This window comes from Sphingobium sp. Z007 (genome assembly GCF_900013425.1).
In the GTDB taxonomy this organism is placed as follows: domain Bacteria; phylum Pseudomonadota; class Alphaproteobacteria; order Sphingomonadales; family Sphingomonadaceae; genus Sphingobium.
Genome location: NZ_FBXK01000005.1, coordinates 2,784,572 through 2,798,407 on the forward strand (window position 1 = coordinate 2,784,572; position 13,836 = coordinate 2,798,407).

Annotated in this window: 14 protein-coding genes; all 14 read right to left on the reverse strand. The window is 64.2% G+C overall.

Annotation, left to right across the window (positions count from 1 at the left end; genetic code table 11):
• Positions 1–40: 40 nt before the first annotated feature.
• Positions 41–544: a L,D-transpeptidase gene (locus CEQ44_RS21415; protein WP_088181650.1), complete on the reverse strand. Its 504-nt coding sequence runs from the start codon at positions 542–544 to the stop codon at positions 41–43.
• A complete protein-coding gene (ribA, locus tag CEQ44_RS21420; protein WP_088181651.1) occupies positions 541–1,626 on the reverse strand; it encodes a GTP cyclohydrolase II in 1,086 nt (361 codons plus the stop codon). The genes CEQ44_RS21415 and ribA overlap by 4 nt, the downstream gene beginning before the upstream one ends.
• Complete coding sequence (xth, locus tag CEQ44_RS21425) at positions 1,626–2,423, reverse strand: exodeoxyribonuclease III (RefSeq protein WP_088181652.1); 798 nt, start codon at positions 2,421–2,423, stop codon at positions 1,626–1,628. Before xth ends, ribA begins: the two co-directional genes overlap by 1 nt.
• Positions 2,424–2,679: 256 nt before the next feature.
• Positions 2,680–3,330 carry an outer membrane lipoprotein carrier protein LolA gene (locus CEQ44_RS21430; RefSeq protein ID WP_088181653.1) on the reverse strand — a complete coding sequence of 217 codons (651 nt, stop codon included), beginning with the start codon at positions 3,328–3,330 and terminating at the stop codon, positions 2,680–2,682.
• A 404-nt stretch (positions 3,331–3,734) separates the two neighbouring features.
• On the reverse strand, positions 3,735–6,062 hold the full coding sequence (locus tag CEQ44_RS21435) for a DNA translocase FtsK 4TM domain-containing protein (protein WP_088181654.1): 2,328 nt from the start codon (positions 6,060–6,062) through the stop codon (positions 3,735–3,737).
• Between the two features lie 98 nt (positions 6,063–6,160).
• Positions 6,161–6,643, reverse strand: coding sequence for a GNAT family N-acetyltransferase (locus tag CEQ44_RS21440; protein ID WP_088181655.1), 483 nt, complete (start codon positions 6,641–6,643; stop codon positions 6,161–6,163).
• Positions 6,640–7,539 (reverse strand): DMT family transporter, encoded by a 900-nt coding sequence (locus tag CEQ44_RS21445; protein WP_088181656.1) that lies wholly within the window; start codon positions 7,537–7,539, stop codon positions 6,640–6,642. The genes CEQ44_RS21440 and CEQ44_RS21445 overlap by 4 nt, the downstream gene beginning before the upstream one ends.
• Before the next feature lie 21 nt (positions 7,540–7,560).
• Positions 7,561–7,938 (reverse strand): type II toxin-antitoxin system VapC family toxin, encoded by a 378-nt coding sequence (locus tag CEQ44_RS21450; RefSeq protein ID WP_088181657.1) that lies wholly within the window; start codon positions 7,936–7,938, stop codon positions 7,561–7,563.
• Positions 7,935–8,183: an AbrB/MazE/SpoVT family DNA-binding domain-containing protein gene (locus CEQ44_RS21455; protein WP_088181658.1), complete on the reverse strand. Its 249-nt coding sequence runs from the start codon at positions 8,181–8,183 to the stop codon at positions 7,935–7,937. The genes CEQ44_RS21450 and CEQ44_RS21455 overlap by 4 nt, the downstream gene beginning before the upstream one ends.
• Positions 8,184–8,236: 53 nt before the next feature.
• Positions 8,237–9,397 carry a flavodoxin-dependent (E)-4-hydroxy-3-methylbut-2-enyl-diphosphate synthase gene (ispG, locus tag CEQ44_RS21460; protein ID WP_088181659.1) on the reverse strand — a complete coding sequence of 387 codons (1,161 nt, stop codon included), beginning with the start codon at positions 9,395–9,397 and terminating at the stop codon, positions 8,237–8,239.
• A 52-nt stretch (positions 9,398–9,449) separates the two neighbouring features.
• Positions 9,450–10,751, reverse strand: coding sequence for an OmpP1/FadL family transporter (locus CEQ44_RS21465; RefSeq protein ID WP_088181660.1), 1,302 nt, complete (start codon positions 10,749–10,751; stop codon positions 9,450–9,452).
• A gap of 424 nt (positions 10,752–11,175) precedes the next feature.
• A complete protein-coding gene (pgmG, locus tag CEQ44_RS21470; protein ID WP_088181661.1) occupies positions 11,176–12,552 on the reverse strand; it encodes a phosphoglucomutase/phosphomannomutase PgmG in 1,377 nt (458 codons plus the stop codon).
• On the reverse strand, positions 12,549–12,989 hold the full coding sequence (locus CEQ44_RS21475; protein WP_088181662.1) for a J domain-containing protein: 441 nt from the start codon (positions 12,987–12,989) through the stop codon (positions 12,549–12,551). Before CEQ44_RS21475 ends, pgmG begins: the two co-directional genes overlap by 4 nt.
• Positions 12,989–13,795, reverse strand: coding sequence for a division plane positioning ATPase MipZ (locus CEQ44_RS21480; protein ID WP_088181663.1), 807 nt, complete (start codon positions 13,793–13,795; stop codon positions 12,989–12,991). Before CEQ44_RS21480 ends, CEQ44_RS21475 begins: the two co-directional genes overlap by 1 nt.
• Between the last annotated feature and the right edge of the window lie 41 nt (positions 13,796–13,836).

Below are 13,836 nucleotides of genomic sequence, written 5' to 3' on the forward strand. Positions count from 1 at the left end.
CTTCGCTCGAAGCGAACGGGTTTATTTATGATGCCGTGCTTTAGAGCACGATCTCCACCGCATCGCCCGGCGCGAGCAGCGGGAGCAGGCGCAGCATGTCAGGGCGGTCCACCGCGACGCAGCCGGCGGTGGGGCGGCCTTCGGACAGATGGAAGAAGATGGCGCTCCCCTGCCCCGGCGCCGGCGGCGCGTCATTATGGCCCAGCACGACGATGACGTCATAAGCATCATTGGTGCGGATCAGGCTTTCGGCGGAGAAGGGACGCGGCAGGCGGACCGGGCGGTTATAGGCGGGATCGGCGATGTCGTCCGACCAGCCATCATTGGCCCGCACCCAGCGCCAGGGCAGGCTGACGCCGCGCGCCGCGACCTTGCCGGGGCGCAGCAGGACGCCGCGGATCGGCCAAAGGCCCAAGGGCGTGCACCCGTCCCCTTCCCGCTTGTCCGCCGCCGGGCAGGCGCCGCTGCGGCCGATGGTACAGGGTATTTCAAGATCACCGAAAGTCAGGCGGCCCGCACCGCAATCGACGCGGATGACGGTCACAGCTGGTGGCCGGTGCGGTCGCGCTTTGTGGCGAGATAGCGTTCATTGTGCGGGTTGGTGGGCAGGATGATCGGCATGCGTTCGGTGACCTTGATCCCCGCCGCTTCGAGTCCCGCGACCTTGTTGGGATTGTTGGTGAGCAGGCGCACGGCACCGACGCCCAGCAGGTCGAGCATCCGCGCCGCGACCGAAAAATCGCGCGCGTCGATCGCGAAGCCGAGGCGCGTATTGGCATCGACCGTATCGAACCCCTGATCCTGCATCGCATAGGCGCGCAATTTGTTGACCAGGCCGATGCCGCGCCCTTCCTGCCGCAAATAGAGGAGGATGCCCCAAGGCGCGTTGGCTATTCTGTGCAGCGCTTCATGCAATTGCGGGCCGCAATCGCATTTGAGGCTGCCCAGCACGTCGCCGGTCAAACATTCGCTGTGCAGGCGGATGACGGGCGGCGAGGCGTTTCGCTTGCCCACGACCAGCGCGATATGTTCGCGCGGTTCGTCCGGGCTGCGGAAGGCGATGATTTCGCCGCTCTCGCTGGCCGACACCGGCAGGCGCGCGCGGGTGGCGATGGCGAGGCGGGTGGCGTCGTCATAGGCGGCGATGGCGTTGGCGCTGAGCGTCGCTTCGACGGGGCCGTCGCCTTCGATCAGGAAATAGGCAGGCAGGATACCGGCGAGCCGGGCGAGGCGCAGCGCCGCCTTGGCGGCTTGCGGCGCGGGCAGCGTGCGGGCGCGAAACGGGCCTTTCAGGGGCGACGCCAGGTCGAGCACCGGGTCGGATATGGCGGTGGCGACATCGGCGTCGATCCACGGCGCGCGTTCGACCAGCACCGGCAGGTCGGGGTCCGCGGCGGCCAGCTGGTTGGCGAGCTTCAAGGTTTCGGCGCGGGCGGCGGAGATAAGGATGTCGGCGCGGCCAAGCGGGTCGAAATCCGCCAGCGTGACCGCGTCCGCGCCCTCGATCGCCATCAGCCGGATCGCGCCGTCGGGGGCGGCCAGGCGGATCGCCCAGCCGCGGCGCAGCGCATCGATCGCGCGCGCGGCGTCCCGCCCGTTAGCCCCGCCGATGTGTAGCCCCGGCATCAGAAGGCGAATTCGGTGATGATGGGGATATGGTCGGATGGCTTGATCCAGCTGCGCGCGGGTTCGACCACGCGATGGCTGACCGCCTTGTCCGCCACATCCTTCGTCATCCACATATGGTCCAGGCGGCGGCCGCGATCCGATTCCGCCCAGTCCTTCGCGCGATAGCTCCACCAGGTGTAGAGGCGGGCGGGCGCAGGATAGAAATGACGGCCGATATCGACCCAGTCGTTGGACGCCTGCAACCGGGCGAGAATTTCGCATTCCCCCGGCGTGTGGCTGACAACGTTCAGCAATTGCTTGTGGCTCCAGACGTCACATTCCAGCGGGGCGATGTTGAAATCGCCGGTCAGGATGGCGGGCTGCTTGTCGAGCGCGGACGACCACTGGATCATCCGTTCGAGGAAATCCATTTTCTGGCCGAATTTGGGGTTTAGCTCCCGATCGGGGATGTCGCCGCCAGCGGGGACATAGACATTTTCGATTCGCACGCCATTGTCGAGCCGCACGCCGACATGGCGCGCTTCGCCATTGGCCTGCCAGTCGAACCGGTCATCCTCATGCACGGGCACCTTGCTCATGATTGCGACGCCATGGTGCATCCGCTGGCCATTCAGCACCTGATGCACATAGCCCATGCGGCGGAACATTTCGGCGGGGAAAGTCTCGTTCACCACCTTGGTTTCCTGCAGGCACAAGATGTCGGGCGCTTCGAGCCGCAGCAGATGTTCGACGATGTCGATGCGCGCGCGGACGGAGTTTATGTTCCAGGAGCAGATGGAGAGGGTGTCGGCCATGCGATTCCACCTAGGAGGCCGCGGGCGGACGCGCAAGCGGCTGGACAGACGCCGCACAAAGTAAGACCCCCGCTCCGGGGGCGTGGAACGGGGGTCTCGATCGCGCCCTTGAAGCGCTTCGCGGCGAGAGAGTGGGCCGGGTAACAGGGGGGAAATCCCGGTTTGTCTCTCGCCTTGAGTTGTAATTAGCGCCCGCCATATGAGCGGCAGATGAACGAATGGCGTAGTTTTTCCATCCGTCGCGCAGAGCGCTCGGTCAGCCGCCCGCCGACCGGCCTCTGGGTCGTGGATCGGTCCAGCGAAAGGCGGAATCGGCCACCGCAGCGCCATAGACCTGATTGCTCAGCCGGACCGCGGTGCGGTTATTCTGCGAATCGAGCGCCACCCAGCCATAGAGCTGAAGGCCCGCAGGACCGGAGGCATTGCGTTTGAAGATCATGGTAAAGGTGCCATATTCCGGCCGCTTGGGATCTCGCGCCTCAACGCTCAACACCGATGGATCGCCGGTCGGCACCACCTTCCCGAATTTCGACAGATCCTTGTTCGGATCGATGAGGACGCCCAGCGGCGAGTTGCCGATCGGCCAGCGCTGCACCTGCCGCACTTCATAATCGATCATGGTCAGCGCCTTGCCATCGCCCACGATCAGCAGCGGCACGCCCTTTTGATATTGGAAGCGGATCTTGCCCGGCTGCTTGAGGGTCAGCTTGCCCGTCAGGGTCTGGCCACTGCGGTCGGTCTGGGTGAAATCGGCGGTAAGGGTGGTGACGCCGCGAATATAGGCGTTGACCTGGGCCAGGTCGGGCGAGGCCGACTGCGCGGCGACGGGCGCGGTCGGCACGATGACCGACAGGGCGGCCGGCGCGGCGGCAAGGGCCAGGATCAGGGGCGCAAGGCTGCGCTGCATGGCGTTCAACTCCGGTTGTTCAGGAATATGGGAGGTAGAAGGTCGGGCTTGAACCCGTTGTGAACCCGGCTGTTCCGAAATAGCAAGATTTGGGGGAGTGATGGGGAGAGCATCCACAGACGGCCGGACAGCTCCATCCCCCATGCTCCCACCTCGCCCTGCCGGTCTGACCGGCGGCACCGCTCCAATTATGTTATCGGCGCGGCAGCAGCGGGATTGGACTAGCCCGATTCGCGGACAAAAAAAAGGGCCGATCCGAAGACCAGCCCGAAAAGTTTTAGGAGAGGATGCCTGAAAGGCCTGATCCTATTGCCCGGTCCCGTCTCATGCTGCAAATGCGAAGGGCGTAAGAGCGATTGCATGATACGCAATCGTAACCATTTTTCGGCTGGCGATGCGGCCCGTCAAAGCGGATTGCCATTTTCGTCGCGCAGCACTTCGCGGCGGCCGACATGGTTGGGGGCGCCGACCAGGCCTTCTTCCTCCATACGTTCGATCAGGCGGGCGGCACTGTTGTAGCCGACGCGCAGTTGGCGCTGGAGCCAGCTGGTCGAGGCTTTCTGATTTTCGAACACCAATTGGCACGCCTTGCGGAACAGCTGCGCGTCGGGGCTGTCGTCGCCCAGATCGACGCCGTCGAGCGCAAAGCTGCCCTCCTCCGGTTCTTCGGTGACGGCCTGGATATAGTCGGGCTGGCCCTGTGCGCGCCAATGGTCGGCGACGACGCGCACTTCATCGTCGGACACGAAGGGACCATGGACGCGGGTCAACCCCTTGCCGCCATGCATGTAGAGCATGTCGCCTTTGCCTAGTAATTGTTCGGCGCCCTGTTCGCCCAATATGGTGCGGCTGTCGATCTTCGACGTCACGAAGAAGCTGATCCGGGTCGGCAGGTTGGCCTTGATGACGCCGGTGATGACGTCGACCGACGGGCGTTGGGTCGCGAGGATCAGATGGATACCAGCCGCGCGTGCCTTTTGCGCCAGGCGCTGGATCAGGAACTCGACTTCCTTGCCCGCGGTCATCATGAGGTCAGCGAGTTCGTCCACCACCACCACGATCTGCGGCAGCGGCTGGAAATCGAGCTGTTCCTCCTCATAGATGGGCTTGCCATTTTCGGGATCGTAACCGGTCTGAACCCGGCGGCCGAGCGGCTTGCCCTTGGCCTTGGCGGCGCGGACCTTTTCATTATAATTGGCGAGGTTGCGGACGGAAATGGACGCCATCATGCGATAGCGATCCTCCATCTGTTCGACCGCCCATTTGAGCGCGCGGATCGCCTTGGCTGGCTCTGTGACGACAGGCGACAAGAGATGGGGGATGTCGTCATAGGTCGACAATTCCAGCATCTTGGGATCGATCATGATCAGGCGCAGCTGGTCCGGGGTCATGCGGTAGAGCAAAGACAGGATCATGGCGTTGAGGCCGACCGATTTGCCCGACCCGGTGGTGCCCGCGATCAGCAGGTGCGGCATGGGGGCGAGGTCGGCGATGATCGGTTCGCCGGAAATATTCTTTCCCAGGATGATCGGCAGGGTCGCTTCCTGCATGAATTGTTCGCTAGTGATGAGTTCGCGAAACGACACACCTTCGCGATGCGCATTGGGCAGTTCGATGCCGATCACGGTGCGGCCGGGAATCGTCGCCACGCGGGCGGAGAGCGCCGACATGTTGCGGGCGATGTCGTCCGCCAGCGCGATCACGCGGCTCGCCTTGATACCCGGCGCGGGTTCCAGTTCATACATGGTGACGACCGGGCCGGGGCGGACTTCGGTGATGTTGCCCTTCACATGGAAGTCGTCGAGTACCGATTCGAGAAGGCGGGCGTTGCGCTCCAGCGCGGCCTTGTCGATCTTGCCGCCCTGGTTGGCGGGCACGGGGTTGAGCAGGTCGGGCGAGGGCAGCGAGCTGTGCCCGAACAGGTCGTCCTGACTGACCGGGGCCATGGCGCGCTGCACCGGGGCGGGCTTGGGCGACTGAATGGTGATGGGTGGCTTGGGTTCGTGCGACACCTGCTTGCGCGGGGCGATGACCCGCTCGGCCAGTTCGTCGTCGCCATCGTCGTCGGCATCGGCCGCGTTGGCGTTACCGGCAAAGCCCAGTGTCGGGCGTGGCAGAGCGAGCTTGGGCAGCGAGGGGCGTCGCAGCGCGATGATCGGCTTTTCCAGCGCCAGGCTGCGATAGCAGGCGAACAGGCCGGTAATCAGGGCGATGACGATAAGGACGCCGGTGATCCAGGGCGCGGCGGCGGGCGCCTGCGCGCTGAGGCTGGCGATGCCCTTGGCGACGACCAGGCCGATTACGCCGCCCCAACCGGCAGGCAGGCCGACCAGCGGCGCGCTCTGAAACAAGGCGAGCGCGATGCCGATCAGGACGATGCCCAGCAGGCATTTGCCGAACTGCCCTTTCCATTCGCTCATATCCTGGTCGCCCCACAGGCGGCGAGCGGTGACGGCCATCAGCGGCAGGATCAGCGCGACCGGCACACCCAGCAGCCAGAGCAGGAAATCGGCGGTCCAAGCGCCAGGCGCCTGCATGATATTGGCGACATGATCGCCCGCGACGGTGTTCATCGACGGGTCGCTTGGCGCGTAGCTGAGCAGCGCCAGCGCCAGGAACAGGGTCGCCAGCATAAGCGTGATCGCGCCGATCAGCGCGCCGCTGCGCATAAGGCTGCGCTTCAACATTTCGCGCCATTCCGGCGTACGTTTCACGGTGCGGCCGACGGCCATAATCCTGCTTGTCCCCCAAATGTTCCGTTTCGGCACAATGAACCCGACGGCGAGTCCGCGTCAAGTATGCGTCCGATCGGCTCGTCCCGCGCGCACGATCAGAGCGCGGCGAGCGCCGCCAGCGTGTCGCCATCGACCCGCTGCACCGTCCATTCGTCCATCGCCTTAGCGCCTAGCAACCGGTAGAAGGCGATGGCGGGTTCGTTCCAGTCCAGAACCGACCATTCGAGCCGGGCGCAATCGCGCTCGATCGCCAGTGCGGCCAGGCGCGCGAGCAACGCCTTCCCCGCGCCCAGGCCGCGCGCATCCGGCAGGACGAACAGATCCTCCAGATAGATGCCCGGCCGCGCTTCGAAGGTCGAGAAATTGTGGAAGAAAAGAGCGAAGCCGACCGCCCGGCCTTGATGCTCCGCGATCAGCACCTCCGCCATGGGGCGCGGACCAAACAGATAGCGGGCGAGCGTGGCGCGATCCGCCTTCACCGCATGGGCGAGCCGCTCATAGTCGGCCAATGCCAGGATGAAATCGTGTATGGTGCCGATATCGTCGGCCTGCGCGTCGCGAATGATGATGCCCGTCATGCCGTTCCCGCTTCCACATGGGCAACCGCTGCCCCCTTGCTGCGCGCGGCGATAAGGCAGCCGGCGACGATGAGCAATGCGCCCGCGACGGTCGTAAGCGTCAGCCGCTCGCCAAAGGCCAGCCAGCCGACGATCGCCGCCCAGAAGAACGCGCTATATTCGACCGGGATCAGCCGCTGCGCTTCCGCCCGCGCATAGGCCCAGGACAGGGCGGCCAGCGAGGTGAACGCCAAGGTCGCCGCCAGCAGCACAAGGGGGGCGGCCGTGATGGGGGGCGCATGGGCAAGCCACGGCGCACCGAGCGAAAAGACGCCGAGCATGACGAGATGCTGGAAGAAGGCGACCTCGATTGGGGAAGCGACCTGCGCCTGTTGCCGCTGGATGATGAGGTTCCAGGCGAAGAGGATGGCGGACGCCAGCACGGCGCCAGCCCCCAATAGCGCGTCAGCGTCATAGACGCCCTGAAGCCGGCCCGACAGAATGACCGCTACCCCCACCAGCCCCAGCAGCGACGCCATGACAGCCTGTCGGCCGACGCTTTCCTTGAGCAGCAGCGCGGCCAGATAGAGGGCGATCAGCGGCGCGATGAAGGACAGCGCGATCGCTTCGGCCAGCGGCATCCGCATGAGCGCCCAAAAGAAGAGCGCGGCCATCAGCGCGACCACCGTTCCGCGCAGCAGATGGATGCGCAGCACCGCGCGCGACGGCCAGCGCTGGCGGGTGAGCAGCATCAGGACGAGGCCCAGAATGGTGCCGGTGACCGCGCGCCAGAACAGGGCGTTGTACAGGCCGATGGCCAGGCTAAGCCCCTTCATCGCCGCGTCCATCACCGAGAAGAGCGCGACGCCGGCGCAGCAGACGGCGAAGGGAATGGCGAAGCTGTGAGCGGTGCGCATCAGGAATCAGCGAATCAGAGATCAGCGAATCAGGCGGATATCGACACCGATGTCGAGGTCGGCCCAGAGGCGATCGGCGGTCAGGACCGGCACGTTCAATGTCTGTGCCAGCGCCAGGCAGGCGCGATCCCCCAAGGACAGCCCCCTATGTCGGGTGAGGGGCCGCAGATTCGCAGCCGCGATCGCCTGATCGCGATCAAAGGCGTTGATACTGACGCCAAAGCGTTCGATTTGCAGGGTCAGCCCGTCCGCCGAATGTTCGTTAGCGACGCCGCGTTCAATGACTTCCGAGAGATTGACGGAAGACATGACGGCATTGCGTGCGACCGGAAGCACGACTTCACCGCCCCTTTCGTCCAAGAGCAGCGCAAGCAAGGCGGAACTGTCGAGAACGATCAATCCGCTTCACCCCACATGGCCCGTCGTTCAGCCAAAAACTGATCGACCGAATAATCATGACCTACTGCGGCGCGAATCTTCGCCTGCACGTCGCGCACCACCTGAAGATAGGATTTCAGCACTAAAGAGCCGGACATGTCCCGCTCGATGACAAGGGTGTCGCCGTCCTTGATTCCGAGTTCGCGACGCAGTTCCGCTGGAATGACGATCTTTCCGCCCGATATGACTTTCGCGCTGTAGGACATGATGACCTCCCGATACCTGAGTAATAGCATAGGTCCGAAAGACGAAACAGGTCCTACTCCGCCGCCTCCGCCTTGCCCGCGTCGGTCATGTCAGCTTCCGCCTTGGCCGCCTCGATCTCCGCCGCCTTGGCTTCGACCAAGCGGACGATATGGTCGACCATGCCTTCGTCCTGGATCACATGGTCGGTGATGCCCGACAGATAGACCATGTGCTTGCCCGCCCCACCGCCAGTCAGGCCGATGTCCGTCTCGCGCGCTTCGCCGGGGCCGTTGACGACGCAGCCCAGCACCGAGAGCGAGAGCGGCGTGTGGATATGCTGAAGCCGTTCCTCCAGCGCCTGCACGGTGCGGATGACGTCAAAGCCCTGGCGCGCGCAGGAGGGGCAGGAGATGACTTTCACGCCGCGGGTGCGGATGCCCAGCGACTTGAGGATTTCATAGCCGACCCGGACTTCCTCTTCGGGTTCGGCGGAGAGGGAGACGCGGATCGTGTCGCCGATCCCGGCCCAGAGCAGGTTGCCGATGCCGATCGCGCTTTTCACCGTGCCACCGATCAGGCCGCCAGCCTCGGTGATACCCAGATGCAGCGGGCAATCGACCGCGTCGGCCAGTTGCATATAGGCGGCGACGGCAAGGAAGACGTCGCTGGCCTTTACCGCAACCTTATATTCGTGGAAATCCTGATCCTGCAGCAGCTTAATATGGTCGAGCGCGGATTCGACCAGCGCTTCGGGACAGGGCTCGCCATATTTTTCGAGCAAATCCTTCTCCAGCGACCCGGCATTGACGCCGATGCGGATCGAGCAGCCATTGGCCTTGGCCGCGTCGACCACTTCCTTCACCCGCTTTTCCGACCCGATATTGCCCGGATTGATGCGCAGGCAGGCGGCGCCGGCGTCGGCGGCTTCCAGCGCGCGCTTATAATGGAAGTGGATGTCGGCGACGATCGGCACGCGAACGGCACGGACGATCTGTTTCAGCGCCGCAGTGGACTCTTCGTCAGGACAGGAGACGCGGATGATATCCACGCCCGCTTCCTCGCACCGGCGGATCTGCTCGATCGTACCCTTGACGTCATGGGTCAGCGTGTTGGTCATGGTCTGGACCGTGACCGGTGCGTCGCCACCGACGGGCACATTGCCGACCATGATCTGGCGCGATTTCCGCCGCGCTATGTCGCGCCAGGGGCGCAGGCCGGGATTATGGTCGGACATGCAAAAGGGGCTCCGTAAGCTACGGAGCCCCTATAGGGATGTTCCGATCCGATTAGAAGCGCAGCGTCGCCGATGCCGCGATCTGGTCCGCATTGCCACTGGTTTGGGCCAGCGTCGTGGCGGTGACGGTAGCGGGCAACGGGAAATAGCTGTCCGGGCGGATGATGTTCGCCTTTTCCACGAAAGTATGGGCGTAGCTAAGGTTGAGGGCGAAGGCATCCGACATGTTCCACGTTGCGCCGCCGGTCAGCCAGACGCGATCGCCGTCGGGGACGCGCGTGGTCAGATATTGCGGATTGGTGGGCGACCGGTCGAACATTGTGCCTGCGCGCAGGGTGAAGGCCGGGCTGACATCATATTCGCCGCCGACGCTGACCGAATAGCTGTCCTTATAGTCCAGTTCCTTGTTGGTCGTGCCGGCGGCCGATGTGACGGCGATGCCCTTGAACTTCGACCAGTTATACCATTTGCCGGTGACCATCGCGCGCAGTTGCGGCGTCAGCTTGTGCATCATGGAGACGGTGACGATGTCGGGCAGGTCCAGCGGCGCGGTGGCGGCGAAGGATCCATTGCCTGCCGCAACCGGGCCGATCAGGCCCGACACGATCTGGGTGCCGGCCAGCGTGTGGCTGACGCCGGACCGATAATGGACGCCCCAATTGGTGTCGCCGGTGGTGTAGAAGAGGCCGGCGTTCCAGCCGACGGACCAGTCGTCGCCCTTCAGACTGGCGAAGCCGTCAGTGGTGGCGAGCGGGGACAGCTGCGGCAGCGCATTGGTCAGCGTGGCCTTGACATATTGCACGTCGACGCCGCCGCCGATCGACAGATTGTCGGTCAGCTTATAGGCAGCCGATGGCTGGATATTATAGGTTTTAAGGTCGGTGTAGAGCGAATCGTAACGGCCGAAAAAGCCGTCATCATATTCCAGTTTCAGGCCGAACGGCGCGTTGACGCCCAGGCCAACCCAGAGCCGGTCGCTGACCTGCGCGCTCGCATAGAAGCTGGGGATGGGGATGACGCTTTCGAACGGATTGCCGCCGTCATTGCCGCCCACTGGGACCGACAGGGGCGATCCGGGGATAGTGCGGCGGGTGCCGCGGTTGGTCTGGTGCGCCGATGCGAACAGCGCGACGCCGCCGACCGAGGTCTGGATGCCATCTAGCTGCGTCATCGCGGCCGGATTGAAATAGATGGTGGACGGATCGTCGCCAGCCGCGGCACCGCCCGACAGCGCGCGCCCGGTTTCCTTGGGCGATTGTTCCTGCAGGTAGAAGCCGCCGGCGAAGGCCGGGGTCGACGCCAGCATGGCGCCGGTCAGGAGAAAAGCGGAAAAATGGCGACCGCGAAGCAACATGGCAGATCCTCTACTGGGCATGATCTGGGCCTTCGTCTGCAGCGCTCGAACGCCCGACCGGCCCTTTGGACGCAGACCGATTATCAGGATTGTGGTTAAATTCCAGTAAGCGGATCGCCCGATTCATCGCATATCCAGGCCCCTGGCTATGGTCGTATCAGTGCGACGCTACGGCAACAGGGCAGGAATGCTGTCTGATCCAGACGAAAAAAAAGCCGCCCCGAAGGACGGCCTTGAAGTTTTAGGAGAGGATGCCTGAAAGGCCCGATCCTTTTGCGGTGCAGCGCAGATTGTCGCAAATGCGAAACATGGAAGGACGATTGCGTTTTCTGCAATCCTTGTCTGCGGCGCTTCTTTCCGTAAGGGAAAGTTGCGACACAAAACGCATAACGACGCCAAATTATCAGACGTCTATAGGTATTTTTCAGGCCGATATGGCGCGCACTACGTTCGAATCGGCCAGTTGCGCATCCATTTGCGCGACTAACCGGGTCAGGCCCGCCGCATCGGACGATTCGGCGCGCGCCACCAAAGCCGCCTCGGTATTGGACGCGCGCAGCAGCCACCAGCCGTCGGCGGTGCGGACCCGCGCGCCGTCGATGGCACAGATATCGGCGCCCGCGGCCTGCAACCGGGCGAGGATTTCGGCGATCACCGCGAACTTGCGCGCTTCGGCCACGGGGAAGCGCCACTCGGGGGTGATGACGCTGGTCGGCATCGCATCGTGCAGCACGGTCAGGTTCTGCCCCAGCGATCCCACGGCACGGATCAGCCGAACGGCAGCGTAAAGGCCGTCGTCATAACCGGGATAATCGTCGGCAAAGAAGAAATGGCCGGTGGTTTCACCGCCTAGCGGGCTGCCAATCTGCTTCATTCTGGACTTGATATGGCTGTGGCCGGTCTTCCACATATCAGGCCGTCCCCCCAGCATCGCGATGCGGTCGAACAGGGTCTGGCTGGCCTTCACATCCGCCACGATCGGCGCGCCGGGCCGCTTTTCCAGCACGATCTGCGCGAAAAGTCCGAGCAGTTGATCGCCTGCGATCGTCCGGCCCTGCCCGTCGATGACGCCGATCCGGTCGCCGTCGCCATCGAAAGCCACACCGAAATCGAGCCTTTTGGCGAGGACGAGCGTGCGCAGGCCGGCCAGGTTTCGTTCCTGGGAAGGATCGGGATGATGATTGGGAAAATGGCCGTCTATATCGGTGAAGAGCAAATGATGCTCACCGGGGAGCAATTGCGTCAGGCGCTCCACCACCGGGCCAGCGGCGCCATTGCCCGCGTCCCAGCCGATGCGGCAGGCCGGCCCATCGAACCCAAGCATCAGGCGCGCAACATAGGCGTCCATCACGTCAGCCGTTTCGACCGCGCCGGTGCCCTGCTCCCAGTCGCCCGCCGCCGCGATAATGCCCAAGCGCTGAATGTCGTCCCCGAAAAACGGCGCATGACGGTGGACCAGCTTGAAGCCATTCTGGTCGCCGGGATTATGGCTGCCGGTTATCTGGATGCCGCCATCCACATCGCCGGTCACTTCGGCATGATATAGCATCGGCGTCGGGCCAAGGCCGATGCGCAGCACGTCGATGCCGGTGGCGATCAATCCATCGACCAGTGCGCTTTCCAGCATCGGCGAACTCAGTCGCCCGTCATAGCCGACCGCGATATGTCGGCCCCCGGCGCGGGCGACGATCGTGCCGAAACTGCGGCCGAGCGCCCAGGCATCGGCGGCGTGCAGCGTATCGCCCACCCGGCCGCGCAGATCATAGTCGCGCAACAGCGTGGGATCGAAACGGTGGGTCAAGGCTGCATGTGTTCGTCGAGCAGCAGGTCGCGCGCGGCGTTGATCTGGGCGGCGAGCGCTTCGGTGCCGCCCTTGTCGGGATGGACCGAGGCGATCAGGCGGCGATGGGCGGCGCGGATGGCGTTGGCGTCGGCATCAAGCGTCACGCCCAGCAGCGCGCGCGCCCTGGCGACGTCATCGGCAAGCGGCGGGGCAACAGGCGCAGCGGGGCGCTTGCGGGCTTTTGCCTTCGCTTTTCTATTGCCCTGCTTGGCGAAGAACAGCGCCGCGCCAATCAGCAACGGCGCGCCGATCACCGGCTTGCCCTTGGCCGCCAGCACCGCGCCCACCAGCGCCACGCCCAACGCCATGCCATCCTTCGCCGTCATGCGTTGCAGCTTTCCCGTCCAGATCAGCCAGATCGCAACAGCGGCGATAAGGAGTGTCAGCACGCCCATCAGGCCGCGCCGATCAGGTCCATCGACGCCACGCCATCGCGCGTCGGCAGGGCGAGGCCCGCGACCATTTCGCGCAATTCCTGGCGCGCGGCGATATGGCTGACCCCCAGTTCGCCCAGATGCCCCTTGTCGAGCAGGGTGAGGCCGGAGGGAAAGAGTTCGCGGAAGATGACGCGTTCCGACAGGCCGGGAATGACGCGGAAGCCAACGCGACGCGACAATTCCATCAGCGCGTCGCCGACCCGCTTCTTGTTGCGCGCATCATGATGCTGGACGCGGTTGCGCAGCACCACCCAGTCGATCGCCACGCCATCGACCTTCGCCCGCGTCTTGCGCGCTTCGAAGATGAGTTCGGAATAGAAGGACAGGCGGCGCACCTTGAAGGTTTCCGGGTCGACCTGGCCGATCAGGTCGAAATCGACAAAACTATCGTTCATCGGCGTGACCAGCGTGTTGGCATGAGGTGCCAGATGCCGGGCGAAGACGTCGTCGCGGCCCGGCGTATCGACCACCAGGAAATCCTTGTCGGCCGCCAGGGTCACGACCTGATCGTCCAGCGCGGCGATGCTGTCGCCGGTGAAGACGGCGAAATCGGGCGTGGGCAATTCGATGCTGCGGCGACGCGCGGTATCCAGCCGATTTTCCATATAGCGGGTGACGGTGCGCTGGCGCGGATCGAGGTCGATCATGCCGACGCGATGACCGAGCGCGGACAAGGCGATGGCGGTATGGACCGCCGTGGTCGATTTGCCGGTGCCGCCCTTTTCATTGGCGAAGACGATGAGATGCGGCTGCGGATTGCCCATGGACCCCAGATAACCCCGTTGATTGTCGCAATGTGTGTTGA

Bases quoted from the DNA above. Each gene is read 5' to 3' on its own strand.
- CEQ44_RS21440 (WP_088181655.1), bottom strand. From the start codon at position 6,643: ATGACGGGCATCATCATTCGCGACGCGCAGGCCGACGATATCGGCACC.
- xth (WP_088181652.1), bottom strand. From the start codon at position 2,423: ATGGCCGACACCCTCTCCATCTGCTCCTGGAACATAAACTCCGTCCGC.
- CEQ44_RS21465 (WP_088181660.1), bottom strand. From the start codon at position 10,751: ATGTTGCTTCGCGGTCGCCATTTTTCCGCTTTTCTCCTGACCGGCGCC.
- CEQ44_RS21430 (WP_088181653.1), bottom strand. From the start codon at position 3,330: ATGCAGCGCAGCCTTGCGCCCCTGATCCTGGCCCTTGCCGCCGCGCCG.
- CEQ44_RS21445 (WP_088181656.1), bottom strand. From the start codon at position 7,539: ATGCGCACCGCTCACAGCTTCGCCATTCCCTTCGCCGTCTGCTGCGCC.
- CEQ44_RS21480 (WP_088181663.1), bottom strand. From the start codon at position 13,795: ATGGGCAATCCGCAGCCGCATCTCATCGTCTTCGCCAATGAAAAGGGC.
- CEQ44_RS21435 (WP_088181654.1), bottom strand. From the start codon at position 6,062: ATGGCCGTCGGCCGCACCGTGAAACGTACGCCGGAATGGCGCGAAATG.
- CEQ44_RS21455 (WP_088181658.1), bottom strand. From the start codon at position 8,183: ATGTCCTACAGCGCGAAAGTCATATCGGGCGGAAAGATCGTCATTCCA.
- CEQ44_RS21475 (WP_088181662.1), bottom strand. From the start codon at position 12,989: ATGGGCGTGCTGACACTCCTTATCGCCGCTGTTGCGATCTGGCTGATC.
- ispG (WP_088181659.1), bottom strand. From the start codon at position 9,397: ATGTCCGACCATAATCCCGGCCTGCGCCCCTGGCGCGACATAGCGCGG.
- ribA (WP_088181651.1), bottom strand. From the start codon at position 1,626: ATGCCGGGGCTACACATCGGCGGGGCTAACGGGCGGGACGCCGCGCGC.